This is a genomic window from Phyllobacterium trifolii, from assembly GCF_014192095.1.
GTDB classification, from domain to species: Bacteria; Pseudomonadota; Alphaproteobacteria; order Rhizobiales; family Rhizobiaceae; genus Phyllobacterium; species Phyllobacterium trifolii.
Genome location: NZ_JACHXN010000001.1, coordinates 87,964 through 113,948, shown reverse-complemented (window position 1 = coordinate 113,948; position 25,985 = coordinate 87,964). Strand labels below are relative to the sequence as shown.

Sequence of the window (25,985 nt, the reverse complement as noted above, 5' to 3'; positions counted from 1 at the left end):
ATGTAGGGCATTTATCGCCCGTATTGACATTACCGTCCGGACGGTACAGTACATTGCGCGTGGTCATCAAGTCCACACGATTCACATTCATATGACAGGCTGGCAGACTTTTTGCTGGCCATTGTTTTGTTGGAGCCGCCTTTCCATGATTAAGCGCTACATTGCACCCCTAATCGTTCTAATCCTGGTCGCGGTGATCAGTGGATTAGTGTGGACAAAGGCTCCGGAGTTCAAGGGTTACATACTACCCACGGCAGTCGGAATCCTAGTCTTCGTTGGATTGATCTGGGCGCTGTTCACCAAGATCAAGCGCTACATGATGCCTGCGATCATTCTAATTCTTGTCGTAGCAGTCGCTGGTGGCTTGGTCTGGTTCAATTTCTTCAGAGATTCCATGATCAAGCAGTTCTTTGCGACCATGCAGCAGCCAGCCGCGCCGGTCTCGACCTATACGGTCAAGCCGGGTGAATGGATGCCGGAAATCGAAGCGATCGGTACGGTAAGCGCGATCCAGGGTGTCGAGCTCTCGGTCGAAGTTGCCGGTATCGTCAAGGATATCCCGTTCAAGGCTAACCAGACGGTCGAGAAGGACGCGCCGCTCCTGCAACTCGACGACGCGATCGAGAAAGCCGACATTGTTGCCGCTCGGGCGCAAGATGTATTGATGGATCAGACTTTGGCGCGTGCCCGCACGCTCAATACCCGAGGTGTTGGTGCCGTTTCTGCCGTCGACGAGGCGCAATCGGCATCGCTGGCCAAGAAGGCCGAGATTGCCAAATTGCAAGCCGTTATGGATCAGAAGCTGTTGAAGGCGCCTTTCAAGGGCACGGTCGGCATCCCGCGCATTGAGCTCGGGCAATATCTGCCAATAGGCACAGTGGTCGTTTCCTTGCAGGATCTAACGACGATGCGCGTGGACTTTACAGTCAATGAGCAGGTCTTGAGCCAGATCAAGATCGGCCAGCCGATCAAACTTGGTCTGACGGATAATGACATCAACTATGACGGCAAGATCACGGCCATCGAACCCAGAATCGATCCGGCGACAAGACTTGTTTCGGTTCGAGCGCAGGTCGACAATTCCGAGGGAGAATTGCGCCCGGGTCAGTTTTCCCAAGTCCGGGTGACACTGCCGAAGGAAGAAAATGTCTTCACGCTGCCGCAGACGGCGCTCGTTTCGAGCCTCTATGGCGACTATGTCTTCGTCGTTCGTCCCGCTCCGGACGAAACCAAGCCAGCGGATCCAGCCAAACCTGCGGATGAGGCAAAGCCAGCTGACGTGACAGCGTCAACACAGCCAGCTGCGACTGACAAGAAAGATGAGAAGCTCATCGTCACGCAGGTTTTCGTCAGGCCGGGGCGCCGGTCCGGTCTTGTTGTCGAAATAACCAAAGGTCTCAAAGAGGGCGACGTTATCGTAACGGCGGGCCAAAATCGCTTGAGCCCCGGCGCAGTGGTCAAGATCGCCAATGATGTGAACCCCGCAAGCAAAACAGAGTCAGGACTGCCAACAAAATGAATTTCTCGGAAATATTCATTCGCCGTCCTGTCCTGTCGACGGTTGTCGCTTTGATGATCATCCTGCTCGGTGCGCAGGGACTGGTGAACCTCTCTGTGCGCCAGTACCCCAAGGTCGAAGAGACGGTTATCACCATCAAAACCGCCTATGCCGGTGCCAGCGCCGACCTGATGCAGGGATTCATTTCTGCTCCGATCGCTAAAGCTGTGACCACGACGGAAAACATCGACTACGTGACGTCGTCATCCGCTCCGTCATCGAGCACGGTGACGGTTCAGATGAAGCTTGGCGCAAATCCTGACGCGGCGTTGACCGAGGTAATCTCCAAGGTCAACCAGGTGCGCGGGGATCTGCCGGAAGAAGCCGATGATCCTGTCATCACCAAGGGTACCGGTCAGGACTTCGCAACGATGTATCTGGCCGTGCAAAACCCGAATATGACGAGTGAGCAGATCACCGAATATCTGGAACGCGTTATCCAGCCTCGCATGTCGACCATTCAAGGTGTCGCCGACGCTCAGATTTTGGGTGGTCAGGTGTTCTCGATGCGCGTGTGGATCGATCCGATCAAGCTGGCTGCCCGCAAGACCACTGCATCGGAAGTATTGACGGCGATCAACCAGTCGAATTTCCTGTCTGCGCCGGGCAAGATCGAGAATCTTTACACGGCTTCACCTATTACGTTGAAGACAACGTTGCAGACGCCTGAGGCTTTCGGCGCGATGCCGATCAAATCCGACGGCGACAACATCATCCGTCTGCGTGATGTGGCACGGGTTGAGCTCGGCGCCGTCAACAAAGATACGATCGTCAGCTTTAACGGAGCCAGTGGTACGTTCCTGGGGATATTCCCGACACCTGCCGCCAACCCCATCGACATGACAGCTGCAGTTCGCAAGGAATTGCCTTCGATTCAAGCGACTCTGCCCGAAGGCATGCAGCTTTACATGGTTTACGACTCGACGGAGCAGATCAGCTCGTCGATCGAGGAAGTGTTCAAGACCATCGGCGAGGCGGTGTTGATCGTTGTTGCCGTGATTCTACTCTTCCTTGGATCGTTCCGTTCGGTCATCATTCCGGTCGTAACCATCCCGATATCGCTGATCGGCGTGTGCTTCTTCCTGTTTATGCTTGGTTATTCGATCAACCTGCTATCGCTTCTGGCGATGGTTCTGGCCATCGGTCTCGTGGTCGACGACGCGATTGTGGTCCTGGAGAATATCCATCGTCATATCGAGGAGGGGCTGAGACCGCTTGATGCCGCATTGAAAGGCATGAAGGAAATCACCGGCCCCATTGTCGCGATGACCATCACGCTTGCGGCTGTGTTCGCGCCGCTCGGATTTACCGGCGGTCTCACCGGCTCGTTGTTTCGTGAATTCGCGTTCACGCTTGCCGGCGCCGTGATCATCTCCGGTGTGGCCGCATTGACCGTATCACCGATGATGTGCGCGCTCTTGCTGCGGGCAGGCGGGCACAGCCGGTTCCAGCGGATTGTTGACCGGAGTTTCGGCTGGCTTGAAGGCGCTTATGAACGGCGTGTTGCGGGCTCGCTCAACTTTCGGTTCGTCACCTTGTTCATTGTTGTCGCGCTTGTGGCGTTGACCGGCTTCCTTCTTACCAAGACCAATTCCGAACTTGCTCCTGAAGAAGATTCCGGTGCGCTGTTTGCCATCGTCAATGGTCCGCAATATGCGACGTCGCAATACACCAAGCTCTACGCAGATCAGATCGATGCCTTGACCAAGGATTTGCCGGAGTTGAAAACCCGCTTCAATATCCTGGGCTTCGGCACGACGAATTCCGCCTTCGCCATTTGGGTGTTCAAGGATTGGTCCGAACGCACCAAGTCGCAAGCACAGCTCAAGGCAGAATTGCAAGGCATGATCAGTCCGCTTGCCGGCGTCGAAGCCTTTATCTTCGCGCCCCCGGACTTGCCGGGTACTGGTGGCGGCCTGCCAATTTCTATCATTATTCAGTCGACCGGCCCGGCCGACAAGGTGTTCGAAGTCGCCGAAGAGATCAAGAACAAGGCACAAGCCTCGGGGCAGTTCATCATCGTGCAAAACTCGCTCTCGTTCAACGCGCCGCAAGTCACGGTCACGATCGATCGCGATCGGGCCTCGGCGTTGGGCGTGCCCGTAAGCGATATCGGTCAGACACTTGGGCTGTTGGTCGGCGGCGGCAAGATCTCGAAATTCGATCGGGATTCCAACAGCTACGACATCATTCCTCAGGTGCCGCAGGACTACAGGTCCAATCCTGAAAATCTGGGCCAGTATTTCGTCAAGAGTGCATCTGGCGAGATGGTTCCGTTGTCAGCGGTCATCAAGGTCACGGAGAACGCTTCGCCAGCCGCCATCGAGCAGTTCAACCAGCTGAATTCGGCGACGATTTCAGCTCTGCCGCTGCCGGGTGTTACGACCGGTCAAGGTCTGCAGACCGTTATCAATACGGCTAAGCCTTTGATGCCGGATGGGTTCTTCATGGATTATTCCGGCCAGTCGCGCCTGGAAATCGAGCAGGGAAGCACGATCCTCATTGCCTTCCTGCTTGCCGTGGTGGTGATCTATCTGGTGCTGGCGGCGCAGTTCGAAAGCTTCCGCGATCCGTTTATCATCATGATGTCGGTCCCGCTTTCGATCTTCGGTGCGATCGTGCCGCTCAACCTGGGGCTGGGTACACTCAACATCTATACGCAGGTCGGTCTGATCACACTCGTGGGCCTGATTACCAAACATGGTATTCTGATGGTGGAATTTGCCAATCAGCAGCGTGAACTGCACGGTATATCGCGGCATGATGCAATCATCCTTGCGGCAAAGACCCGGCTTCGTCCGATTCTGATGACGACTGCGGCCATGGCTCTCGGCGTTATACCGCTCATCACAGCTACTGGTGCCGGTGCCGCAGCGCGCTATTCGATCGGTCTGGTGATTTTCTCCGGCATTCTTGTCGGGACAGTCTTCACACTCTTCGTGGTGCCGATGTTCTACACCTTCATTTCCAAGAAGGATGTGAAGGCTGAAGCAACTGCTATTCCCGTTGGGAGAGGCGCTGCTCCGCAGGTTAGCCACACCTAGCGAAGGGGACCTTTAAGCCAAACAAAAAGCCTCCGAACTGTCAGTTCGGAGGCTTTTTTGTATCGACTGAAGTCAGGCCCGTTTAACGGCGCGAAGGATAAAGAGAAGAATGACCGCTCCGACCGTTGCGGCGATGATTGCGCCTATGATGCCGCTGCCGAGCGAGATGCCGAGCCTCGGAAAAAGATATCCTGCAATGAAGGCACCGATAACGCCTACTATCAGGTCACCCACGAGGCCAAAGCCGCCTCCGCGAACGAGCTGGCTGGCGAGCCATCCCGCTATCAACCCCACCAAAAGAAAAATAAGAAGACTTTCTCCGCCCATAGCCAATTCTCCATAAACCGGTTTGCCGGAGCACAATCCCGAAAGGACTATGTTCCATTCAATGTAGTGCGTCCGATTTGAACGCACGGCGCAGTAAGATGCTCCACCGGCCCCGGATTCTTGATCCATGCATTGGCCAAGAGAATCACCAAGTTGATTTTACGATGGGATGGAGGATTTGAATAACGAAAGTTTGCAAACGAAATTTAGACTTTGGCATTATCAAAGAACTATGCCGGCTATGGCTTCCCACGACCGGCACAGTGTCTGCTACAATCTGATCTCTTGCTTGCAGAAATTATTGTGCAGGAGCAGGAGCAGTTGACTCAGCAGGCTTTACGGCCTTCTTCTTGGCGGACATCTTGTGCACCTTCTTAACAGGCTTGTGAGCCTTTTTCACGGTTGTCGTCGTATCCGGGGTAGTTGCCGTTGTTGCAGCAGGGGCGGCGTTGGCACTGGAAGCGATAACCGGAGCCGAAACAGCGAGGGCAACGGCGAGACCGAGAGCTGTATAGAGGGACTTTTTCATTGGTCAGTTTCCTTTCGATGCGGGCCTGTGTGATACAGTCGGTCAATCGTCAACCGGCTGCACACCAAGCAGCTTCAAAGCCTGGGCATACGATCTGATCCCCTGCGCCTGCTTGTTGCTTGCGCAGAACCTCGTTCCCGTTTTTTGAAGTGCTTTCGCCTTGGCTGCCCGTTTTGCCTCGGCGTGTTCCGTCATTGCGTGTTGAACTTGTTGCTGGAGTTTGCCGCACAACTCTGTGCGGGTGAGTGTCTCTGCTGCCATTGACTGCTCGATTGGTGCGATGAATACGATCGCACCGGTCAGGACGATTGTCGAAATGGTCAATATGTTCCGCATAAGAGCCATTTGAGTTACGAAGAAATCCTGTTTCGACCAGTCAACCACGAGTTGACGGGCTTTTATCGGACTTGAGTGTTGCCTGAGTTTTTCTGCTTTGTGGTGTTTTGTTTCTGCTTTGTAACAAGACGCGAAACGACAGAATTTTGCCCGCTTCGCCAGTCATTGGATGTTGCTGGTTTTGCTCTCCAGTCCAAAGAATTACGTGGCTTCCACAATGGATCGTGCGTAAAAACAACGGGTTGAACCGCGCCTCATGGCTAGGCGCAAAACGATCGTCATCAGGAATTGAGTATGAAATCTGAAGCGCATATTCTGATTGTCGATGACGACGAAGCCATTCGCGATCTCCTGCATGAATTTTTGAAGAAGCGGGGAATGCATGTTTCGGTTGCACGAGACAGCGAGGAAATGCAGGAAGTGCTTTCCCGCACACCTATAGATCTTCTCATTCTCGATGTGATGCTTCCTGGAAAAAGCGGTATGGAAATTTGCAGGGATATCCGGATGCACTCCCGTATCCCGATCATCATGCTGACCGCCGTCACAGAAACCACTGACCGGGTGGTCGGGCTCGAAATGGGTGCGGACGACTACGTCTCCAAGCCGTTCGATCCGAGGGAGCTACTGGCGCGGGTCAGGGCGGTGCTGCGCCGTCTCGATACGTCCGGTCCTGACCGGCGCCTCGAACCTACGGTCTACAAATTCGCCGGCTGGACAATGGACTGCTCGCGGCGGCGGCTTGTGTCTCCAGATGCAGTGCGCGTGGAACTGACGACGGCAGAGTTCAATCTTCTGGAAACACTGGTCAAAAGCGCCCAGCGCATGTTGAGCCGCGACCAGCTGCTGGAATTGGTGGGCAACAACGCCGCCTATGGTTATGACCGCAGCATCGATATTTTGATCAGCCGTCTGCGCCGCAAGATGGAAGATGATTCCCGTTCGCCGAAATTGATCCTGACGATCCGCGGCGGCGGCTATCAATTCGTTCCCGAAGTCAGCGCGGAATGAAACGGTTTCTGCCCCAGTCGCTGCCAAGCTGGATTCTGCTCATCCTGATTACCAGCCTGCTCACAACGCAGGTTGCAACATTATCGATCGTCTCTCGTGATCGTGCCGAAAACAACAATGTGCTCGAACTGTTTCGCTTGAGTGAACGCGCATATACGCTCGTCAAGGTGCTCTACGCCGCACCGCCATCCGAGCGATCAATTCTTGCGAGCGCTTTGTCGAACACTGCCAACCCTCTCTCCATGTCCGACGAGCCGGCTGTGACATCGGCCATCGCTTCGGACGATAGCCTTGCCGAGCTCGAAGATGTGCTAGTTGCGCGATTGTCCGCGTTCGGAGTGACCGATGCCCGGATTCGGCGCGTTTCAAACCGGCCACCCAGCAGTCCCGCAACAAGCCCCAGCGCACCTGATCCCGATGTCGGCATTGTAGAGCGCCAGCTTTCTGACATCGCGGAGGATTTCAGCCAGAGTGACGGGCTCGCGGCCTCGATCAAGTTCAAGGATGGCCAATGGCTGAACTTCGTCACGCCGATCGCGCCGGAGCCCCCGATCTTCACTGCGCAGACGCTGCCCCTATTTGGTTCTGTTGCCGCGGTGGTCATTGCAATGTCGATCTGGGCGATGCGCCGGTTGACGGCGCCGTATCGAGCATTGGAGCGAGCGGTCAAGCGCATCGGCGACGATGTAAAGTCGCCGCCACTCCCCGAATTTGGCAGCAGCGAGTATAAATCGGCAGCGCGAGCGGTGAACACCATGCAGGCGCAATTAAGGGAATATGTCGCCGACCGTGAGCAGCTTGCTGCCGCGCTGGCGCACGACCTGCGCACGCCGTTGACCCGCATTCGCCTGCGCCTCGAACTGTTGCGGAAATCGCCTTTGCGCCAATCACTCACACACGATCTGAACGATATCGAAGCCATATCCCGATCCGTTATCGATTTTGCTACCTATGAAATCGTCGATGAAGAACAGGAGAAGATCGACTTCTGGTCGTTGGTCGACTCGGTTGCCGATGGTTTTCCGCAGGCCTCATTCGACAAAACCAGCCTTGCGTCGCGCGGGCTGATCTGCATGGGCCGTCCGATCGCGCTGCGGCGCTGTGTAACAAACCTCGTTAACAATGCGGTGACCTATGGCGAGAAGGCCCATATCAGCCTCGCGCAAAGTGGTGCTGACATTTTGCTGACGATCCGCGACGAAGGGCCGGGCATTCCGCAGGCCAAGCTCGACGAGGTGTTCCAGCCGTTCCGGCGGGTCGAAGGCTCCCGGAACCGGCAGACTGGTGGATTTGGTCTGGGCTTGACCATCGCGCGCAATATCGCGCGACGCAGCGGTGGGGATATCACGCTCGCAAATGACGCAGACGGCGGCCTAAGAGCCGAATTGCGGATTCCGCGTGCGGTTTGATGCGGTACGCCGAAAGGCGGCCAGAAATTCAGTCGACAGTGCCTACGACTGCCACACAGTCACCCGGTTTAACCAAACCCGGAAAATGCCGTGCTGCGAGAAGCCCTGTGAGCTTCGTTCGGATTTCGGTTGGAGCCGCGCCAGTGCGGCCAATTGGATGGATACGAGCGATCACTTGCCCTTCTTTAACAAAGTCGCCGAGATCGACCATCGTTTCGATCAGCCCTTGATCCTCCGCAAAGGAAAAGCAATCGCCTGATGGCATATCGAGCCATCGCGTGTCGCGGTGGTCAATATTACCGCTGACGATGCCCGCATGGCGCAAGACATTCATCGCCCCCCGTTTGGCGATGGCGACTGTTTCGGCGCGAGCCGTACCGCCGCCGCCAAGTTCGGTGGTGACGAAGACCTTGCCCATTTCCTCCACCGTCGTGTCATACATGCCGACCGCGTCGATTTCGAGCATGCGCATCGACCATGGCGCCGAGAATGCCTTGACGGCATCGAAGCCTTTGGCCTCCTGCACTTTGTCGGGCAGGATATGGGCGGCCGCAAAGGGTACGAAATCGAGTGTCCTGCCACCAGAATGGAAATCGAGCACGACATCAGCACGCGGTAACAATTCGCGGGTGAAATAATCGGCGATCTTCTGGGTTACCGTGCCATCCGGTTTTCCCGGGTAGCTGCGATTCATGTTGCCCTTGTCGATCGGCGACGTGCGTGTGCCGGCGCGAAACGCCGGATAATTCATCGCCGGAACGATGATAACCGTACCGCTTACCTTGCCTACGTCGAGCGTGCGGGCAAGGTCAAAGAGAGCGATCGGTCCTTCATATTCATCGCCGTGATTGCCGCCAGTCAGCAGCGCCGTTGGCCCGTTGCCATTGCGGAGAACTGCGATGGGTATCATGACAGATCCCCAGGCGGAATCATCGCGGCTATAAGGCAGCCGCAAAAAGCCGTGTTGCACGCCTTGCTTGTCCAGATCGACGGTAGGTGTGATGGGCGACGGCCGCAGAGTTTTTGACTGCATGACGGGCCTCAGTTCTTGACGAAAAGCTTGCGCGGCACATTGGCAAGGCATTCGACGCCGGTGTCGGTGATCAGGATGCTTTCGGTGATTTCAAGGCCCATGGTTTCGAGCCACAAACCGGTCATAAAATGGAACGTCATGCCTGGCTTGAGTTCGGTTCTATCACCCGGACGCAGGCTCATGGTGCGCTCGCCCCAATCCGGCGGGTAGGAAATGCCGATCGGATAGCCGGTGCGGTTATCCTTGACGATGCCGTATTTCTTCAAGACGCCAAAGAACGCATTGGCGATATCCTCGCAGGCATTGCCCGGCTTCGCCGCAGCGAGACCGGCTTCCATGCCTTCGAGCGTGGCTTTCTCTGCGTCCAGAAACTCCTGGGTGGGTTTGCCCAGAAACACCGTGCGCGACAGGGGAACGTGGTAACGGTTGTAGCAGCCGGCAATCTCGAAAAAGGTGCCTTCGCCGACCTTCATCGGCTTGTCGTCCCAGGTAAGATGGGGCGCCGAGGCGTCCGCACCAGATGGAAGCAACGGCACGATGGCAGGATAATCACCGCCGAAATCATCGGTTCCGCGAATTCCTGCGTCGTAGATCTCCGCAACCAGATCGCATTTGCGCATACCCGGCTCGATTTTGTCGACGATGCGCTGGTGCATAAGCTCAACGATACGGGCGGCCTTGCGCATATATTCGATCTCAGTCGGGCTTTTCACCGCGCGCTGCCAGTTTACGAGCGCAGTGCCGTCAACGAAGCGGGCGTTCGGCAGATGTTTCTGCAAGGATGCGAATGCGGCGGCGGAGAACCAGTAGTTGTCCATCTCGACGGCAATGGTCAGCTTGTCCCAACCACGCTCCGCAATGATTTTCGACAGATAATCCATAGGATGGCGTTCGGTGGACTGAACATAGTTATCCGGATAACCAACGATGTTGTCGTTGGAGAGATAAGCCGTGCGCTTAGCGCCGTTGGCATCCTGGCCGCGGCCATACCAGATCGGTTCACCTTCCGGCGGTACCAACACGGCTTGGTGCACATAGAAAGACCAGCCATCATATCCCGTCAGCCACGCCATATTGGAGGGATCGCTGCAGATCAGAAGATCAATGCCGCGCTTTTGCATCGCCGCGCGGGTCTTCTGCAATCTTTCGGCGAATTCTTGCCGCGTGAATTTGAGATTTGGCTCTGTCATATCAGTTTCCTCATGCTTGGGCCGAAGCCCATATCAACTTTCGAATTTGGTTCCAACGCTCGATTTCCTCGCGCGATCACGGGCAAGTGTCGCGATGGCGGTATCCTGTACACCGGTGCCGGTCAGATCGGCGATAGTGATTGCCTCTTGTGACGGCCTGCCTTTTGCCGAACCGGCGATGACGGAACCGAGCTCTGAGAAGGTCGCGTCGGCCTTTACCAGTCCGGATTCGATGGCATGATGAAGCTCACCGAGGCGACGCGTCTGCTTCAGACTATCAGCGACGTAGAGGTCGGCTTTGGCGATGATGGCAGGATCGAGCTCGTTTTTGTGCTCGGCATCGGAACCCATGGCGGTGATGTGCTGGCCCGGCTGCAGCCAGGTTGATTGCAGGATTGGCCGAGAGGAGGGCGTTGTCGTCACGACGATATCCGCGTCGCGAACGGCCCTCTCCGGATCCTTCACAGCGCTGACGGGGAAACCAAGCTTTTCAGTGAGTTCGTTTGCCACCAGTTGAGCTTTGTCGATGTCGCGGGCCCAGATCCGTGCCTGCTTGATTGGACGAACCAAAGTCAATGCCTCGAGTTGCAGGCGCGCCTGAACACCGGCCCCGAATATAGCGGCGACACTGGATTCGGGCCGCGACAGGTGTTTTGCCGCAACCGCGCCCGCAGCTGCCGTACGTATATCAGTGAGATAGCCATTGTCGAGCAACAGGGCTTCAACCAGACCCGTGCGGCTGCTGAGCAGAACCATCATGCCATTGACGCTGGGCAGGCCGAGCTTGGGATTATCAAAGAAACCGGGGCTGATCTTGATGGCAAAGCCATCGATACCCGGAACGTACGCCGTCTTCACATCGACTTCACCGCGATGTTCGGGAATGTCGAGCCGCAGGATAGGCGGCATGGCGACAGCCTTGGTCGCCAAGGCTTCGAACGCAGATTCCACGCAAGCAATAGCGTCAAGATCGAGCGACACGATCTTGCGTAAATCCGCTTCGGTAAGAATCGTCATGAGGGGCATGGTTCGGCCCTTTCCTTGATGTCCGCACAGACGATGCGCCGATGCTGTTCCATGTCGACATTGCGGCCGGAAAGAATGGCGACGACAGGTCCCTTCGCCTTTATTTTTCCCGCGAGCAGTGCAGCGATGCCGACAGCCGCCGCGCCTTCGATTATTTCGCGTTCGTGCATGTAGGCGTGAGCCATGCCGGCAGCGATTTCGTTCTCCGAGAGCAGGATCACATCATCGAGCATGTCGCGGACCATCGCGAAAGTGAACCGGTTATCAATACCGATCCCGCCGCCAAGCGAATCCGCCAGACTTTCACTTTCTTCGACAAGAACAGGCTTGCCAGCATCAAGGCTGGCACGCATGGCGGCGCCGCGATCCATCGAAATACCGATGATCTTCGCGGCAGAACGTTTGGCCTTGACCGCCGCCGCAACACCTGAGGCCAGACCACCGCCCGACACCGGGACGAGGACGGTGTCGACATCCGGAACCGCGTCGATGATCTCGAGACCGAGTGTGCCTTGCCCGGCAATGATCGAGGCATTGTCAAAAGGCGGCACCATGGTGAGGCCGCTTTCCAGTACGAGCCGGTCTACTTCTTCCTGCGCATCATCCTGCGATTTACCGATGATGCGGATCTCGGCGCCAAGACGGCGGATATCATCAACCTTGTTCTGCGGGACCAGCCGCGACATGCAAATAATGGCGTGTACGCCTTCCAGATGTGCGGCATAGGCGAGGGCGCGGCCATGGTTTCCCGTGGAGGCTGCTACCACGCCGCGTTGCTTTTCGCTTGTTGAAAGCTGGCTCAAGGCATTGGTTGCACCACGCAGCTTGAAACTGCCGGTAGTTTGGCGGTGTTCGAACTTGAGAAAGACCGGCAGGCCTGTCATTTCCGATAAGGATACCGAGTTGACGGTAGGGGTGCGCACCACCTTGCCCGCAAGCGCGTCGCGTGCCTTCTCAATCTCAGCGATGGTCACTAATTTGTCGGTCATGGCTCACCAACCGGCCATGGATTGAGTCATCAGGCTGCCCCATTCCGGACGAGGCGTAAGATCGTCACATATGCGTAGTGTCGCCCAGGCAGTTGCCAGATTGCTGCTGACGACAGGCTTTCCGATTACCTGTTCGATTGCGAGCGCAACGCCCGCCGCCCGCACTGCAGTACACGAAATGAACAGCGCGTCGGCGTCGCTCGCCATGGCTTCCTGAGCAGCGGAAATCAGCGATCGCGGACTGATCCGCGCCATCTCGCGATCATCGTCGAGACCAAAACAGGTGAAACTCGCAATGTCGAAACCCTTGGCCGCGAAGTAGTGCGCCATAGGCGTGCTGGTCTTGATCGTATAGGGCGTGAGGATGCTGATGCGTTTTGCACCGAGCGCCTGAAATCCACGTACGGCGGCCAGCGGCGGCGTCACAACCGGCACGGCCGGCTTGGCAAGGTTGATCGCAGCTTCGATCTCCTCGTCGCCGATCACGACAGACGCTGCGGTACAGGAATAGCAAATCACATCGAGATCTTCATCCGGCAGGATGAGGCTCGTGCCCTCGGTAAGCGAAGGCTGCATGCGCCGCAGATTGTCTGGCGTGGTCGGGTTCGCATAGGGAATGCGCGCTGTGTAAAGACCGATGCGATCACTCGCCACCATGCGCTGAAAATCCGGTTCGGTGGTGTGATCGGTAGCGAGGATGACAAGCCCGACGCGTTTGCTGAGCGGGCGATCGTCAAAATCCAGTGCCATGGCGGTTTGGCGGATCGTAGGGAAGGCGTCCATGGTCATGCTCCTCAGTCGATCCTGCCGTAGCGGCGTTCCAGCCAACGCAGCCCGACGACGGAAATCAGACTGATGACGAGGAAGAATGCTCCGACGAGCGTGATCGGCTCAATATAGCGGTAGTTGTAGTTGGCGATGCTGCGCGCCTGGTTCATCAGCTCGAGTACCGTGATTGCAGATAGAAGCGGCGTTTCCTTGAACATGGCAATGAAGTAATTGGCGAGAGCGGGAATCATGGGCGGTAGCGCTTGGGGCAGGATGACCTGTGTCCAGGTCTGCCAGGCGTTGAGATTGCATGCTTTGGCGGCTTCCCACTGTCCGCGCGCAACATTGTCGATTCCGGCGCGATAGACTTCGGCCGTATAGGTTCCGTAGTGCAGGCCGAGACCGATTACGCCGGCCACGAGTGGCGAGAGTGTCAGTCCAAGATCCGGCAGCACGTAAAAGATGAAATAAAGCTGTACGAGCAGAGGCGTTCCGCGAATGAACTCCGCAACGAAGCCCATGGGCCTCGAAATCAGTTTGTTCTTTGATCGGCGAACGATAGCGATGGCAAGACCAACAATCGCAGCCAATATGTATCCAAGTACCGTCGCGAGGATTGTGATCTTCGCGCCCTCGATAAGGGTCGGAAGAATTTGAATGACGAAAGCCCAATCCCATTCCATTGCTGCCTCCTACGACCTGATGCCGTCAAGGCCGCGCGTCAGATGACGCTCAAGGCCGCGAATGGCGAAGGAAATGACGCAGGCGATGGCAAAATAGAGAATGAGAATTGTCAGGAATGGAAACAGCGTGCTGCCAGTCTGTGCCCGTACCACTTGCGCCTGAAATGTCATGTCTGACAGCGAGATGAGGGAGACCACGGCCGATGCTTTCAAGAGTTCGATGGCATTGTTGCCGAAAGTTGGCAGCATCAACACGAAGGCCTGCGGCAAGATTACGTGGCGAAGGCCTTGCCAACGATTGAAATTGAGCGCCGTGCAGGCCTCATATTGTTCTTTGCCAATGGATTTGATAGCGCCGCGCACCACTTCGGCAGCGTAGGCCCCGACATTGAGGCCAAGCGCAAGGACGCCCGCTTGCAAGGGCGTCAGCGTGAAGCCGAAGAGCGGGAGTACGAAATAAGCCCAGAACAGCTGAACGAAGATCGACGTGCCCCGAAAAAATTCAATATAGGCGGTCGCTAGCCAGCGCACCGGCGCAAAGCGCGATAAACGCCCGATACCCGCCAGGAATGCCATCACGAGCGCCAGCGCCGAGCCCATCAGCGTCAGCTTGATGGTCACGACAGCACCCTCGAGAATGAGTTGCAGATAGCCGGCCCATTGGCCCATCGCTACGCCACCTTTGCTGGAATTGCAGAACATGGGGACCGCTTCGTGTTAAACGAAGCGGTCGAAGACTCGCGCGGAACTACTTGGCTGCGCAGAGCTTTTCGCGGGTGGTGGACATTGCCGCCTTTGCCGAGAAACCATAAGGCTCGATGATCTTGGCGAACTCGCCCGACGTCTTCATCTCAGCGAGTACCTTGTCGAACTCGTCGCGAAGAGCCGTGTCGCCCTTGCGGAATGCTGCGCCATCGCAATAGACCGGGGCGCCCTGTACAGGAGCAATGACTTCGATATTCGGATCATTGGCTTTCTTGACCAGATCATTGATCGACAGGACCGGTAGCGAATAGGTGTCGATGCGGCCGTCCTGCAGCATTTTCAGGCCGCTCTGGCCATCCGGAACGACAATCACGCGGTCACGCGGGACACCGGCCTCGAGTGCAAGACGTTCTTCGGTACCGCCGCCTGGTGCGCCGATGGTTGCCTTTTCATCCTTGGCGATATCGGCATAGCTCTTGAAGCCTTTTGGATTGCCCTTCTTCACTAGGAATGCTTCTGCGTCGCAAAGGATCGGCTCGGAATAGGCCACGGCATTGCAGCGCTCCGGCTTCATGAAAAGACCGGCAGTGACGACATCATGACGTCCAGCCTGTAGGCCGGGGATCATTGCACCATACTCAGAGATAGACGCCACGACGTCGTTGACGCCGAGCTTCTTGAACACTGCGCGTGCAACATCCGGGGCAGCGCCAGACACGGTGCCGTCAGCCTTGACGGCTGTGAATGGTGGTTCGTTGGCAATGGCGATGCGGGCAAAGCCCTGCGCCTTCAGCTTGTCGAGTGCTTCGTCCGCCTTGGCAGGCAAGGACGACACCAGGGTCGAAAGCGCCACCGCTCCAAGCAATGCGTTGATGGTTAGTTTGGTCATGTTCCCAGCTCCTTTGGTTTTCTTGTGTGTTGCTAATCGTCGGGGGTTCCCGTCTTCAGACGCGATGACCAGCGGCGATGATCTTCTTCAGGAAGGCCTGCGTCCTTTCCTGTTTGGGATGGCGGAAGATTTCGTCGGGTTTGCCGTCCTCGACAATTCGCCCGCGATCGAAAAACAGAACGCGATCGGCGAAGTCATGGGCAAAGCCCATTTCGTGGGTCACCAGAAGCATTGTCATGTCGGTTTCCCGGCAAAGCTTCCAGAGAACATTCAGCACCTCTTCGACCAATTCCGGATCGAGCGCGGAGGTGACCTCGTCGAAGAGCATAATTTTGGGCTTGAGTGCGAGTGCGCGTGCAATGGCGACCCGCTGTTTCTGGCCGCCGGACAATTGCGACGGCATGGACTTTGCCTTGTCGGCAAGACCGACCATATCGAGCAATTCCATGGCGTGATGCTCTGCATCCTTGCGCGACACGCCTTTTGTCAACATCGGCGCGAGCGTGACATTGTCGAGAACACATTTGTGCGGGAAAAGATTGAACAGCTGAAAGACCATGCCAATCTTTTCGCGCATTTTATGCAGGTGAGCATCGTCGGCTGGTTGCAACTTGCCGTTGCGTTTCATCTGATAGAGACTGTCGCCATCGACAAGGATCTCACCGCTGTCGATGCCTTCCAGCGTCATCAGAATGCGCAGGATCGTCGTCTTGCCAGACCCGGATGGGCCGATCAAAGCAAGTTTTTCCCGCGGCGCAACGCTAAACGACAGGTCGTTCAGGACTTTGAACGCGCCGAAGCTCTTGTTGATGCCGTTGATCTCGATGATCGGCGCGGTATTTGTTGGGGGCATGCATGTCTCCTTCTGGTTGAGACAGCCTCATGCCCCTAACGATGGGAGACTTATGAAATCATGTCAATTATAAAAATTAAATCATGACAATATAGATGATCGTGCTGAATTTTCAGGCGAGACGATTAAATCGCGAGCAAGAGATGTTCTAGATCTCCACGCAGCAAATTGGCCACCACCCCGAGGCCGGAACGTAATTCCGCTTCTGTTGTCGAGCCGAGCGAAATGCGCACCGCTGGATGCCAGGGATGGTTTGATATGCGAAACGAGGCGCCCGTGGCGATCGCCACACCTTGCAGTCTTGCATGGGCGACGAAGGCCTCCTCGGTTCGTTCTCCCGTCAGCGGCAACCAGATGTGAAGGCTTTGCGGATGCGACAGAAACGGAATGCCGGACAGGACTTCCGATGCTGTGGCGTGCCTTGTGCGAAGCGCTTCGCGTTGCCAATTCACCAATTCGAGCGCCGTACCGTCAGAAACCCAGCGCGTTGCGATCTCGGCAACGATCGGCGTTGCCATCCAGTTCGATACAAGGTGACGATTGGCGACGGCTGCCACGTAACGGTCCGGCGCGACGAGATAGCCGATGCGTAGTCCCGGCACGACGATCTTTGTGAAGCTGGTGAAATAGAGCGTGCGCTCCGGCGCCAGCGTTGCGATCGGCGGTGGGCGATTCTCGACAAGTGGACCGAGGATATCGCTCTCGATTATCGCAATGTCATGTCGGCGTGCTACCTCGACAATGGCAGCGCGCCGCTCGATGCCCATCAGCGTGGCGGTTGGATTGATCACCGATGGTTGCACGAAAACCGCGCGAATGCCGCTCTCTCGGCAGCAAGCGTCCAGCGCCTCCGGAATAATCCCTTGATCGTCGATCGCCAGACCCTCGAGCGTCAGACCAAGATAGGAAGCGAGCGGCGTCAGTGTGTGATGGCCAATGCCTTCGGTCGCGATCTTCGAGCCGGGCGGTGCAGCGCTCATCAGCGCCACGCTCATGGCGGCAGTCGCGCCGTTGGTCAGGCTGATATTCGAAGCCGGCACATCAAGTCCGCAGGTCCGCAGCCATTCCACCGCAACGGCCCGATGGCGTGGAAACACCACATTGGGACGGAAGGAGAGCGCCGAACTTGCAGGCAGGTTCTCGGCGAGCCAGCCAAGCGCCTTTTTCATGCGATCCAGGTGCATGGGCTCGCAGATCGGTTTTAGAATCGAGAGATCGATGACCTCGCCGAGCCGTTCCGGCAGATAGGGCGGATCCGGCTCGCGGCGCAGCGAGCGCACGAACGTACCGCGTCCGGTTTCACCGGAAATAAGATTGCGCCGGATCAATTCTTCATAAGCGCGGCTCACGGTTTGCACTGAGAGGTGCAAGTCGTCAGCCATTTGCCGGTGGGTTTGCAGGCGCGCCCCGCTCTCGAGTTTGCCATCGGCGATGGCACGTGCAATCTGTTCGGCCAGCGAGAGGTAGGCCGGACGGCGGAGGGTTGTCGGATCTGGGCGCCAAAATGTCATGATTTATAAGTGATCCAAGTCAGTGCAATTGACAATCGAAAAATCACAACGTCATGGTTATTGGATTAATTTTAAACAGGCGGGACATGACACCACTCAAGCTTGATCCGATCGATATTCGCATCCTTGACGAGATCCAGCGCGAGGGCCGGATCACCAAACTTGCGTTGGCCGAACGCGTCGGCATCTCGCCGACGCCATGCTGGACGCGCCTGCGCCGGCTGGAGAAAGCCGGAATTATCACCGGTTATCATGCTCGTATTGCTCTGCGGCTGGTGACGCCGGTAACAACCGTACTGATGGAAGTGACCCTTGGAGCGCATCGTCAGGCGGATTTCGACCGGTTCGAGCGGGCGATCAAGACCATACCGGAGGTTGTGGCGTGCTGGTCGGTCGGTGGCGGCGTGGACTATGTGTTGAAGGTCATGGCGCGGGATATCGATGCTTATCAGCGTCTGGTGGATGGCCTCTTGCAGCGCGAAATCGGGATAGACCGCTATTTCACCTATATCGTCACCAAGACGGTTAAAGATGATGCTATTCTGCCGGTCGCCGACCTCGTAACGGCAACCGAGCCGAACTAGTCAATCTCTCTTTATCGCGGTCCTGATGCAGACAATCTCTCCTGGATAGCAACGGGAAACAGCCTCTCTCTCTTCATCTTCATGCGAGTCTTGTACCGAACATTCTCGGGAGAACTGCATGTCCGCCCATTTCGCACGACCAGACCGCCATCCGGCCCTCAATGGCCTGCGCGACCGCCGCATGCTGCGCGAATTGGCTTATGTCGACGGCCATTGGACGGCCGGCGACGCAGGTCAGACGTTCGAGGTCAGTGATCCGGCGTCCGGCGCCAAAATCGGTTGGGTTTCGAAACTCAATGCCGATCAAACAACAATTGCAATCGATGCCGCGGCGAAGGCATTCCCAGCGTGGCGGGATCTCTTGCCGCAAGAGCGCACAGCCAAGCTGCGCCGCTGGTATGAACTCATCCTCGAAGCCAGGGATGATCTGGCTTTGATCATGACGCTGGAGCAGGGCAAGCCACTGGCTGAGTCCCGCGGTGAAATCGACTACGCTGCATCCTTCATCGAATGGTATGCGGAAGAAGCCAAACGGCTCAATGCCGAGGGCATTACCAGTCATCTGCCGCATGCCGAAACGATCGTCCGGCGCGAGGCTTTGGGCGTTGTCGGCGTCGTCACACCGTGGAACTTTCCATCGGCGATGCTAACGAGAAAAGCTGCGGCGGCGTTGGCGGCCGGTTGCACGATCGTTGCGCACCCATCGTCCGAAACGCCGCTATCGGCACTGGCATTGGCCGAACTTGCCGACCGCGCTGGTATTCCGGGCGGCGTTTTCAACATTGTCACAGGCGACGCAGCCACAATTGTCGGTCGACTGTGTCAAGATTCGCGCGTTCGCGCTTTGAGTTTTACCGGCTCGACGGAGATTGGTCGTTTAATCGCCGCCCAATGCGCTCCTACGATGAAAAACCTGATCATGGAGCTTGGCGGCCATGCGCCATTGATCATTTTCGCCGACGCCGATATCGATCGCGCGGTGGACATCGCCGTCGGTGCAAAATTCGCAACGTCCGGTCAGGATTGCCTCGCGGCCAACCGCATATATGTCGAGCGCTCTATTCATAACGCTTTTGCCACTGCACTTGCCAAGCGAATCGGGGAGCTCAAGGTCGCGCCTGGATTGACCGAAGGCAGCGATATCGGGCCGTTGATGCACGAACGAGCGATGCAGAAGGTTGAAGAACAAGTCGCAGATGCCTTGGCGCGCGGGGCGAATTGCCTCGCTGGTGGTAAACGCCATCAAGCCGGTCCGCTCTTTTACGAGCCGACGCTTCTGACCAACGTCTCCGACAATGCGCTAATCATGCGGGAGGAAACGTTTGGTCCTGTTGCGGCGATCACCTCGTTCGATACCGAAGATGAGGTCGTCGCACGGGCCAACGCCACGGAATACGGTCTTGTCGCCTATGCCGTCACGAAGGACGGGGCGCGCATGCTGCGTCTTGGACGCAAACTCGAATACGGCATGGTCGCGATCAATCGCGTGAAAATCACCGGCGCGCCAATTCCATTCGGCGGCATCAAACAGTCAGGTCTTGGCCGCGAGGGCTCGCGTCATGGGATCGAGGCTTTCACTGAACTCAAATATCTCTGCATCGATACGCACTGAATTTTAAAGGAAATCACCATGCTTGACCGCTCTAACGAACTGAACGCCTGGGACAGGGACCATTTTTTCCACCCCTCGACGCATATGGGCACGCATGCGCGGGGTGAAACGCCGACCCGTGTGATCAGGGGCGGCGAGGGCGTTCACATCACCGATAGTACCGGACGGACCAGCATCGACGCGTTTGCCGGGCTCTATTGCGTCAATGTGGGCTATGGGCGGACGGAAATCGCCGACGCTATTGCCAAGCAGGCCAAGGAGCTCGCTTACTATCACGCCTATGTCGGGCATGGCACGGATGCGTCGATCACATTGGCCAAGATGATCATTGACCGCGCGCCGGAAGGCATGAGCCGGGTCTATTTCGGTCTGTCCGGTTCTGACGCGAACGAGACCAACATCAAGCTGGTCTGGTACTACAACAATGTGCTCGGACGTCCGGAAAAGAAGAAGATCATCTCGCGCTGGCGTGGCTATCATGGCTCTGGAGTCATGACTGGCAGTCTGACCGGCCTCGAACTCTTCCACAACGCCTTCGATCTGCCGCGCGCGCCAATCCTGCACACGGAAGCGCCTTACTATTTCCGTCGCGAAGACCGTTCGATGAGCGAGGAGCAGTTCTCCCAGCATTGCGCCGACAAGCTTGAGGAGATGATCCTAGCCGAAGGTCCTGAAACGGTGGCTGCGTTTATTGGCGAACCGATCCTCGGCACAGGCGGTATTGTGCCGCCGCCGGCGCATTACTGGCAAAAAATCCAGGCTGTTCTCAACAAATACGACATCCTGTTGATCGCCGATGAGGTTGTGACCGGCTTTGGCCGTCTGGGCACCATGTTTGGTTCGGATCACTACGGTATCAAACCGGACCTGATCACCATCGCCAAGGGGTTGACCTCCGCCTATGCGCCCCTTTCGGGCGTCATCGTTTCCAACAAGGTCTGGCAGGTGCTGGTGCAAGGCTCGGATATGCTGGGTGCGCTCGGGCATGGCTGGACCTATTCGGCACACCCGATTTGCACTGCTGCCGGCGTTGCCAACCTTGAATTGATCGACAAGCTCGATCTCGTGACCAATGCAGGTGAGACAGGTGCCTATTTCCGCGGACAGTTAACACAGGCACTGGCTGATCATCCGATCGTCGGCGATGTTCGTGGCGACGGCATGCTGGCGGCTGTGGAGTTTGTCGCAGACAAGGACGACCGCAAGTTCTTCGATCCGGCATTGAAAGTCGGACCGCGCATCGCAACGGCACTGGCGGAGCTGGGTGTGATAGGCCGCGCCATGCCACAAGGCGATATTCTTGGTTTCGCGCCGCCCCTGTGCCTGACACGGGGAGAAGCGGATATCGTCGTCAAAGCCGCAGCCGACGCTGTCGTATCGGTAGCCAAGACACTCTGAGGTAGCAAAGATGAAGCATGAGAAGTTTCCGAAAACTATGGCCGCGGTTCAACTCACCGCCCATGGTGGTCTCGACAAGCTGGTCTACAACACGCAGGTACCAGTTCCAGCGCCAGCTGCAGGCGAAGTGCTGATTTCGGTCATGGCATGCGGCATGAACAATACCGATGTGTGGGTGCGCGAAGGCGCCTATGGCACCGAGGAAGATGCCGGCGCCGTTTCCACCTGGCGCAGACAAGAGCCGACGCTGACCTTTCCGCGAATTCAGGGAACCGACATTGTCGGAAACATAGCGGCTGTCGGCGAGGGCGTTCCGCAGGACCGCACTGGTCAGCGCGTCATGGTGGACTTCTCTATCTATAATCGTGAAGATGATAGCCTCGCCGATATCGATTATATCGGCCACGGCCGTGATGGGGGCTATGCGGAATACGTCGCAGTGCCCGCCGAGAACGCTCATGTCGTGAATACGGATATGAGCGATATCGAACTGGCGACGTTCTGCTGTGCTTACCTGACTGGCGAACAGATGCTGGAGCGGGCAGCGCTGAAACATGGCGAACGCTTACTTGTCACCGGCGCGTCCGGCGGTGTCGGTTCCGGCATTGTCCAGCTTGCGCGAGCGCGGGGCGCAATTCCCTATGCACTCGTCGGACCTGGCAAGGAACAGGCGCTGCTCGCTCTCGGCGCCGAAGCAGTCATCACGCGTGGCACGCAAGATATCGTTGCGGCGGTCAATGACGCGACGGGCGGGAAGCCCATCGATGTCGTGGCCGATCTCGTCGGCGGTGCGATGTTCAACGATCTTCTGCGCATCCTGCGCGCTGAGGGCCGCTATACCACAGCGGGAGCGATCGGTGGACCGGTCGTGCAGCTGGACCTGCGTACCATGTACCTCAAGCAGCTCGCTCTGCATGGATCATCGCAGGGTACGCGCGGCGATTTCCGCCGTATCGTGCGCTACATAGAGGAAGGCAAGATCAAGCCGCTCGTCGGCGGCGTCTATCGCCTGTCCGAGTTTCACAAAGCACAGACCGATTTCATGGCGAAGAGGTTTGTCGGGAAACTGGTCGTGGTGCCGGATTCGAAATTTCCAGAAATGTAGGAGTGGTCTGGCTTCACCGGCGGCTCTGGTTCGATTCGACCACGGCGCCATAATTCTCGCTGGCGGCATTCCATCGGTCCGCTGCAAACTCGATGAAAGCCTTGACCAAGGGCGAAAGGTGTCGGCTGCTCGGGTATACGACATGGAGGCCGCCGACCGATGTCGTGTAATCGTCGAGAACGCGGCGCAACCGCCCGTCCTTGATGGGAGCCGCAGCCGCCTGGTAGGGTATTTGGGCGATGCCGTAGCCAGCAATCGCAGCAGCAGTTACCGCCTGCATTTCGTTGGCAGCGAAACGCCCAGACACTGCCACCGTTTCCTGGCCATGCAAGCCTTCCAACACCCAGTGCAGATTCGCGATCGAAGGGCCGGCGATGACGCAGTGGTGGCGGGCGAGGTCCGCCGGCACTAATGGCACCCCATGACGGGCGAGATAGTCTGGGCTGGCGCACAGAACTCTATGGGTAGAGCCGAGTTTGCGGGCGATCAGTGTGGAGTCTGGAAGGATCCCGGTGCGGAATGCAAGGTCTATCCCGTTCTCGACCAGATTGAGCGTGTCGTCGGTCAAGCACAACTCGACTTTGGTTTTCGGATACGTCGCCAGAAAATCGAAAATCGCACTGGACAGAAAGTGACCACCAAAGCCCACCGGAGCCGATATCCGGACTATGCCCGAAGGCTCCGCCCTGGCTTCGGCGAGCTGTAGATTTGCATCTTCAATTGTCCGCAGCGCCTGGCTGCTCTGTTCGTAGTAGAGACGTCCTGCATCCGTCACGTTGAGACTGCGTGTCGTACGCTGAAGCAGGCGGACGCCAACCTCGCGCTCAAGCGCAGCAACGCGGCGGCTGACTGTCGTCTTGGGCATGCCCAGCAGCCGCGCGGCGGCGGTGAAGCTACCGGCCTCGATGACGCGAGCGAACACTACAATATCGTTGAGATCCAGCATTGTATCCAAATTCGGGACGATGTTTTCCAATTATAGACTATTATGGTTTAATGTGACAGACCTTAACTTTGCTTCATTGGAAACAAAAGGAGCAGAGATATGACCACCAAACGAAACGTTCTGGTTACCGGCGCTACGGGTCAGCAAGGCGGCGCGGTTGCGCACGCACTGCTATCGAGAGGACATCGCGTCAAAGCACTTACGCGCAAGCCGGACAGTGATACCGCACGGCGACTGGCGTCGGCAGGCGCAGAGGTCGTGGCCGGCGATCTCGGTGACGCGACATCCGTTCTGAAAGCTGCAAATGACATCGATACGATGTTTTTGATGGGCAACAGCTACGAGGCCGGGGTGGAGGCGGAAACCCGCCAGGGGATTCTTGCCGCCGACGCCGCAAAGGCTGCCGGCGTCGGGCATTTGATCTATTCGTCCGTCGCCGATGCCGACAAGAAGACCGGTATCCCGCATTTCGACAGCAAATACCTTGTCGAGAAACACGTCGCCAGCCTTGGCATCCCCTATACAATCAGCGCGCCGGTCGCCTTCATGGAGAATATCGTCGCGCCGTGGTCGATTGGCGCGCTGCGCCAAGGCACGCATGCTTTCGCGATGCCTCCCAAACGCGCTCTCCAGCTGATAGCCGTGGCGGACATCGGCGCTTTCGTTGCCGCCCTGGCTGAGCGGCGCGAGCAGATGTTTGGCAAGCGTTTCGACTTCGCCGGGGATGAGTTATCCGGCGAGGAGCAGGTGAAAATTCTGTCTCAAGACATCGGCCGCCCGATCAACTATCAGGAGATCCCGATCGCCGCGGCTCGCCAGCAAAGCGAGGATGCGGCACTCATGTTCGAATGGTTCGACCGCGTCGGCTATGACGTCGATATCTCCGCCTTGCAGCGGGACTTTCCGGAAGTCAGCTGGCACAGTTTCGCGGACTGGGCGCGCAAGTTTGACTGGAGTGTTCTCGAACAGACGTCCTCTACCTGAGCTCTTATAGACATCTTCGGGCGATGAAACTCGGGCGGAAGCGGATCAGCAAATTGTGGGTCCGCTTCCTATTTCACTTGGTTGCTTTTGAAGTGGAGCGTCTGTTCCGCGTCGTCTGTGGTGTGTCCTTGTCAGATATTTCATTTTCCACCGACGCACTCAATCTTTGATAAATGCCCAATCCAACGACTAACAACACGCCGGTGAGCAGCAGGAGGGTGGGGTAGATCATCATGGGGACGTCTTTTTTCCCGGCCTCGAATACTGCGACCAACCCTTCGAGAAACACCGCTATGGCGATCGTCGAGATGAATTTTGTCAAACTCCTGCGTGCCTCGTCGGCTCGACGCATCTCACGGGCGCGAATTGCCTCTTCTTCCAACAGGTATTTGCCGACATCGAACACTGCGATGGCAATGACTGTATATCCCACTGCTTCAAGCAGGGTCGTGCCGATGTCGGCACTATATGTCAGCAAATCGCTGGCAACTTCATAGGCTGCGTAAGCGATCAAACCAAAAGCCAGCAACATGAGAAACGCGCTGGCGACGCCAAATGCAATGCGGGTAACCCTGTCGAAGATCATTCCTTAAGTTCCCCCGAAAAATGGAATCGCGGCATCAGACACCACATAGTTGTTTGGTTATCTTTCGCTTAACACAACATAGGATCGTTAATATTCCTTCAGACTTGTTCTTGCAGTCGATACAATTCGACGAGTTTCGCAAAGGCAGGTTTTACAAAGCCATGATAAGCCTGAATCTTTCTTGCCCGTCATCGGAAGTTTCAAGGCGAGATGCCGACTGGTTGACGTATGGAGCGGCGTTTCATCGACTTCGCCGACCTCATTCCCGCCGATGATGCGGTGCGCGGCGAGGCAAGCAGCGCCGCCCCGGCGAGTGCCGTGGCGCTGTTGGCGGGCAGCACTGCTGGCGAGTGAATTGCGCCAGCGTCACGGAACGACTTTGACCGGCAGACGTTGTGCCTCCGGCACCAGAACCGGAGAACGACATGAACACGCGCTTTTTTGCGCTGGGTCTCGTCGGCGGGCTGACGTGTCCTCTTGCGCTTGCCCAGGACGATGGTCAGACAGCTTTCAACAACAGCTGCCGCACTTGCCATACGATGAAGGAAGGCGACAACCGGCAAGGTCCGAACCTCGCCGGCATCGTCGGCCGCAAGGCCGGCTCATTGCCGGACTACAACTACTCGTCGTCGATGAAGCAGTCCGGCATCACCTGGGACGAGGCAAATCTCGACCAGTTCATCGCCAATCCCGACCAAGTGGTAAGAGGCAACAGCATGAAACCCTATGGCGGCATTACCGATGCCGCGCAACGCAAGACGATCATCGAGTTCCTGAAGTCGGGCGACTAATTCCTTTCGGCATGAAAACGGTCGGCACAATGGGCCACATTTCGTTCCACATTTCGCGCCACATAGCATAGGAGAGAGGCGGGAAAATACAGCAAAAACAACAACCATACTGACCCTC

The 25,985-nt window shown here is 57.0% G+C and carries 26 protein-coding genes; 11 read left to right on the top strand and 15 right to left on the bottom strand.

The annotated features are described in order from the left end of the window. The first annotated feature begins 316 nt into the window (after positions 1-316). Together FHS21_RS00550 and FHS21_RS00545 are read left to right on the top strand one after the other, a co-directional pair. Positions 317-1,519 carry an efflux RND transporter periplasmic adaptor subunit gene (locus FHS21_RS00550; RefSeq protein ID WP_112527232.1) on the top strand — a complete coding sequence of 401 codons (1,203 nt, stop codon included), beginning with the start codon at positions 317-319 and terminating at the stop codon, positions 1,517-1,519. Next, positions 1,516-4,602 carry an efflux RND transporter permease subunit gene (locus FHS21_RS00545; protein ID WP_183660754.1) on the top strand — a complete coding sequence of 1,029 codons (3,087 nt, stop codon included), beginning with the start codon at positions 1,516-1,518 and terminating at the stop codon, positions 4,600-4,602. Before FHS21_RS00550 ends, FHS21_RS00545 begins: the two co-directional genes overlap by 4 nt. A 72-nt stretch (positions 4,603-4,674) precedes the next feature. Here FHS21_RS00545 and FHS21_RS00540 read toward each other — a convergent pair whose 3' ends face one another. The 3 genes from FHS21_RS00540 to FHS21_RS00530 all read right to left on the bottom strand — a co-directional run bounded on the left by FHS21_RS00540 (position 4,675) and on the right by FHS21_RS00530 (position 5,782). Next, positions 4,675-4,929, bottom strand: coding sequence for a GlsB/YeaQ/YmgE family stress response membrane protein (locus tag FHS21_RS00540; protein ID WP_183660753.1), 255 nt, complete (start codon positions 4,927-4,929; stop codon positions 4,675-4,677). Positions 4,930-5,227: 298 nt separating this feature from the next. After that, positions 5,228-5,458, bottom strand: coding sequence for a hypothetical protein (locus tag FHS21_RS00535; RefSeq protein WP_112526967.1), 231 nt, complete (start codon positions 5,456-5,458; stop codon positions 5,228-5,230). 42 nt (positions 5,459-5,500) lie between these two features. After that, entirely contained in the window at positions 5,501-5,782 is a 282-nt protein-coding gene (locus FHS21_RS00530; protein ID WP_246410708.1) for an FKBP-type peptidyl-prolyl cis-trans isomerase N-terminal domain-containing protein, read from the bottom strand. A gap of 306 nt (positions 5,783-6,088) precedes the next feature. Between FHS21_RS00530 and FHS21_RS00525 the strand changes: the two genes are divergently transcribed. After that, entirely contained in the window at positions 6,089-6,805 is a 717-nt protein-coding gene (locus tag FHS21_RS00525) for a response regulator (RefSeq protein WP_112526971.1), read from the top strand. Next, the gene (locus FHS21_RS00520; RefSeq protein ID WP_183660751.1) at positions 6,802-8,214 is read left to right on the top strand and encodes an ATP-binding protein; all 1,413 of its coding nucleotides are present in this window, start codon (positions 6,802-6,804) and stop codon (positions 8,212-8,214) included. Before FHS21_RS00525 ends, FHS21_RS00520 begins: the two co-directional genes overlap by 4 nt. 28 nt (positions 8,215-8,242) lie before the next feature. On the opposite strand, the gene doeB is transcribed toward FHS21_RS00520, so the two are convergent. The 10 genes from doeB to ehuR form a co-directional block, all read right to left on the bottom strand. Continuing rightward, positions 8,243-9,247 carry a N(2)-acetyl-L-2,4-diaminobutanoate deacetylase DoeB gene (gene doeB / locus FHS21_RS00515; RefSeq protein ID WP_183660749.1) on the bottom strand — a complete coding sequence of 335 codons (1,005 nt, stop codon included), beginning with the start codon at positions 9,245-9,247 and terminating at the stop codon, positions 8,243-8,245. Between the two features lie 8 nt (positions 9,248-9,255). Then, a complete protein-coding gene (doeA, locus tag FHS21_RS00510; RefSeq protein ID WP_183660747.1) occupies positions 9,256-10,437 on the bottom strand; it encodes an ectoine hydrolase DoeA in 1,182 nt (393 codons plus the stop codon). A gap of 33 nt (positions 10,438-10,470) precedes the next feature. After that, positions 10,471-11,463 carry an ectoine utilization protein EutC gene (eutC, locus tag FHS21_RS00505; protein WP_112526979.1) on the bottom strand — a complete coding sequence of 331 codons (993 nt, stop codon included), beginning with the start codon at positions 11,461-11,463 and terminating at the stop codon, positions 10,471-10,473. After that, positions 11,451-12,452, bottom strand: a complete 1,002-nt coding sequence (gene eutB / locus FHS21_RS00500) for a hydroxyectoine utilization dehydratase EutB (RefSeq protein ID WP_112526981.1) — start codon at positions 12,450-12,452, stop codon at positions 11,451-11,453. Before eutB ends, eutC begins: the two co-directional genes overlap by 13 nt. 3 nt (positions 12,453-12,455) lie before the next feature. Further along, a complete protein-coding gene (eutA, locus tag FHS21_RS00495) occupies positions 12,456-13,235 on the bottom strand; it encodes an ectoine utilization protein EutA (RefSeq protein WP_112526984.1) in 780 nt (259 codons plus the stop codon). An 11-nt stretch (positions 13,236-13,246) separates the two neighbouring features. Next, positions 13,247-13,903: an ectoine/hydroxyectoine ABC transporter permease subunit EhuD gene (ehuD, locus tag FHS21_RS00490; protein WP_112526986.1), complete on the bottom strand. Its 657-nt coding sequence runs from the start codon at positions 13,901-13,903 to the stop codon at positions 13,247-13,249. 9 nt (positions 13,904-13,912) lie between these two features. Next, positions 13,913-14,572: an ectoine/hydroxyectoine ABC transporter permease subunit EhuC gene (ehuC, locus tag FHS21_RS00485; protein ID WP_112527233.1), complete on the bottom strand. Its 660-nt coding sequence runs from the start codon at positions 14,570-14,572 to the stop codon at positions 13,913-13,915. A 79-nt stretch (positions 14,573-14,651) separates the two neighbouring features. Further along, a complete protein-coding gene (ehuB, locus tag FHS21_RS00480; protein WP_112526988.1) occupies positions 14,652-15,497 on the bottom strand; it encodes an ectoine/hydroxyectoine ABC transporter substrate-binding protein EhuB in 846 nt (281 codons plus the stop codon). A gap of 55 nt (positions 15,498-15,552) precedes the next feature. Continuing rightward, on the bottom strand, positions 15,553-16,350 hold the full coding sequence (ehuA, locus tag FHS21_RS00475; protein WP_112526990.1) for an ectoine/hydroxyectoine ABC transporter ATP-binding protein EhuA: 798 nt from the start codon (positions 16,348-16,350) through the stop codon (positions 15,553-15,555). A gap of 125 nt (positions 16,351-16,475) precedes the next feature. After that, entirely contained in the window at positions 16,476-17,861 is a 1,386-nt protein-coding gene (gene ehuR, locus FHS21_RS00470) for a MocR-like ectoine utilization transcription factor EhuR (protein ID WP_112526992.1), read from the bottom strand. Positions 17,862-17,947: 86 nt separating this feature from the next. Here ehuR and FHS21_RS00465 point away from each other — a divergent pair, with 86 nt between their 5' ends. The 4 genes from FHS21_RS00465 to FHS21_RS00450 all read left to right on the top strand — a co-directional run bounded on the left by FHS21_RS00465 (position 17,948) and on the right by FHS21_RS00450 (position 22,560). Then, a complete protein-coding gene (locus tag FHS21_RS00465) occupies positions 17,948-18,445 on the top strand; it encodes an Lrp/AsnC family transcriptional regulator (protein WP_183660745.1) in 498 nt (165 codons plus the stop codon). Between the two features lie 118 nt (positions 18,446-18,563). After that, positions 18,564-20,057, top strand: coding sequence for an NAD-dependent succinate-semialdehyde dehydrogenase (locus tag FHS21_RS00460; protein ID WP_183660743.1), 1,494 nt, complete (start codon positions 18,564-18,566; stop codon positions 20,055-20,057). Between the two features lie 18 nt (positions 20,058-20,075). After that, the gene (locus tag FHS21_RS00455) at positions 20,076-21,455 is read left to right on the top strand and encodes an aspartate aminotransferase family protein (protein ID WP_112551397.1); all 1,380 of its coding nucleotides are present in this window, start codon (positions 20,076-20,078) and stop codon (positions 21,453-21,455) included. A gap of 10 nt (positions 21,456-21,465) precedes the next feature. Then, positions 21,466-22,560, top strand: a complete 1,095-nt coding sequence (locus FHS21_RS00450) for an alcohol dehydrogenase family protein (RefSeq protein ID WP_246410701.1) — start codon at positions 21,466-21,468, stop codon at positions 22,558-22,560. Positions 22,561-22,573: 13 nt separating this feature from the next. Here the strand turns inward: FHS21_RS00450 and FHS21_RS00445 are convergent, their stop codons facing one another. Beyond that, positions 22,574-23,506 carry a LysR family transcriptional regulator gene (locus FHS21_RS00445; protein WP_183660741.1) on the bottom strand — a complete coding sequence of 311 codons (933 nt, stop codon included), beginning with the start codon at positions 23,504-23,506 and terminating at the stop codon, positions 22,574-22,576. Positions 23,507-23,605: 99 nt separating this feature from the next. On the opposite strand from FHS21_RS00445, the gene FHS21_RS00440 reads away from it, so the two are divergent. Next, positions 23,606-24,490: an NmrA/HSCARG family protein gene (locus FHS21_RS00440; RefSeq protein WP_183660739.1), complete on the top strand. Its 885-nt coding sequence runs from the start codon at positions 23,606-23,608 to the stop codon at positions 24,488-24,490. Positions 24,491-24,563: 73 nt separating this feature from the next. On the opposite strand, the gene FHS21_RS00435 is transcribed toward FHS21_RS00440, so the two are convergent. Beyond that, the gene (locus FHS21_RS00435) at positions 24,564-25,076 is read right to left on the bottom strand and encodes a GNAT family acetyltransferase (protein WP_112527004.1); all 513 of its coding nucleotides are present in this window, start codon (positions 25,074-25,076) and stop codon (positions 24,564-24,566) included. 228 nt (positions 25,077-25,304) lie between these two features. Between FHS21_RS00435 and FHS21_RS31115 the strand changes: the two genes are divergently transcribed. Further along, positions 25,305-25,430 (top strand): hypothetical protein, encoded by a 126-nt coding sequence (locus FHS21_RS31115; protein ID WP_281385831.1) that lies wholly within the window; start codon positions 25,305-25,307, stop codon positions 25,428-25,430. Positions 25,431-25,501: 71 nt separating this feature from the next. After that, complete coding sequence (locus FHS21_RS00430) at positions 25,502-25,867, top strand: c-type cytochrome (RefSeq protein WP_112527005.1); 366 nt, start codon at positions 25,502-25,504, stop codon at positions 25,865-25,867. Positions 25,868-25,985 lie beyond the last annotated feature (118 nt).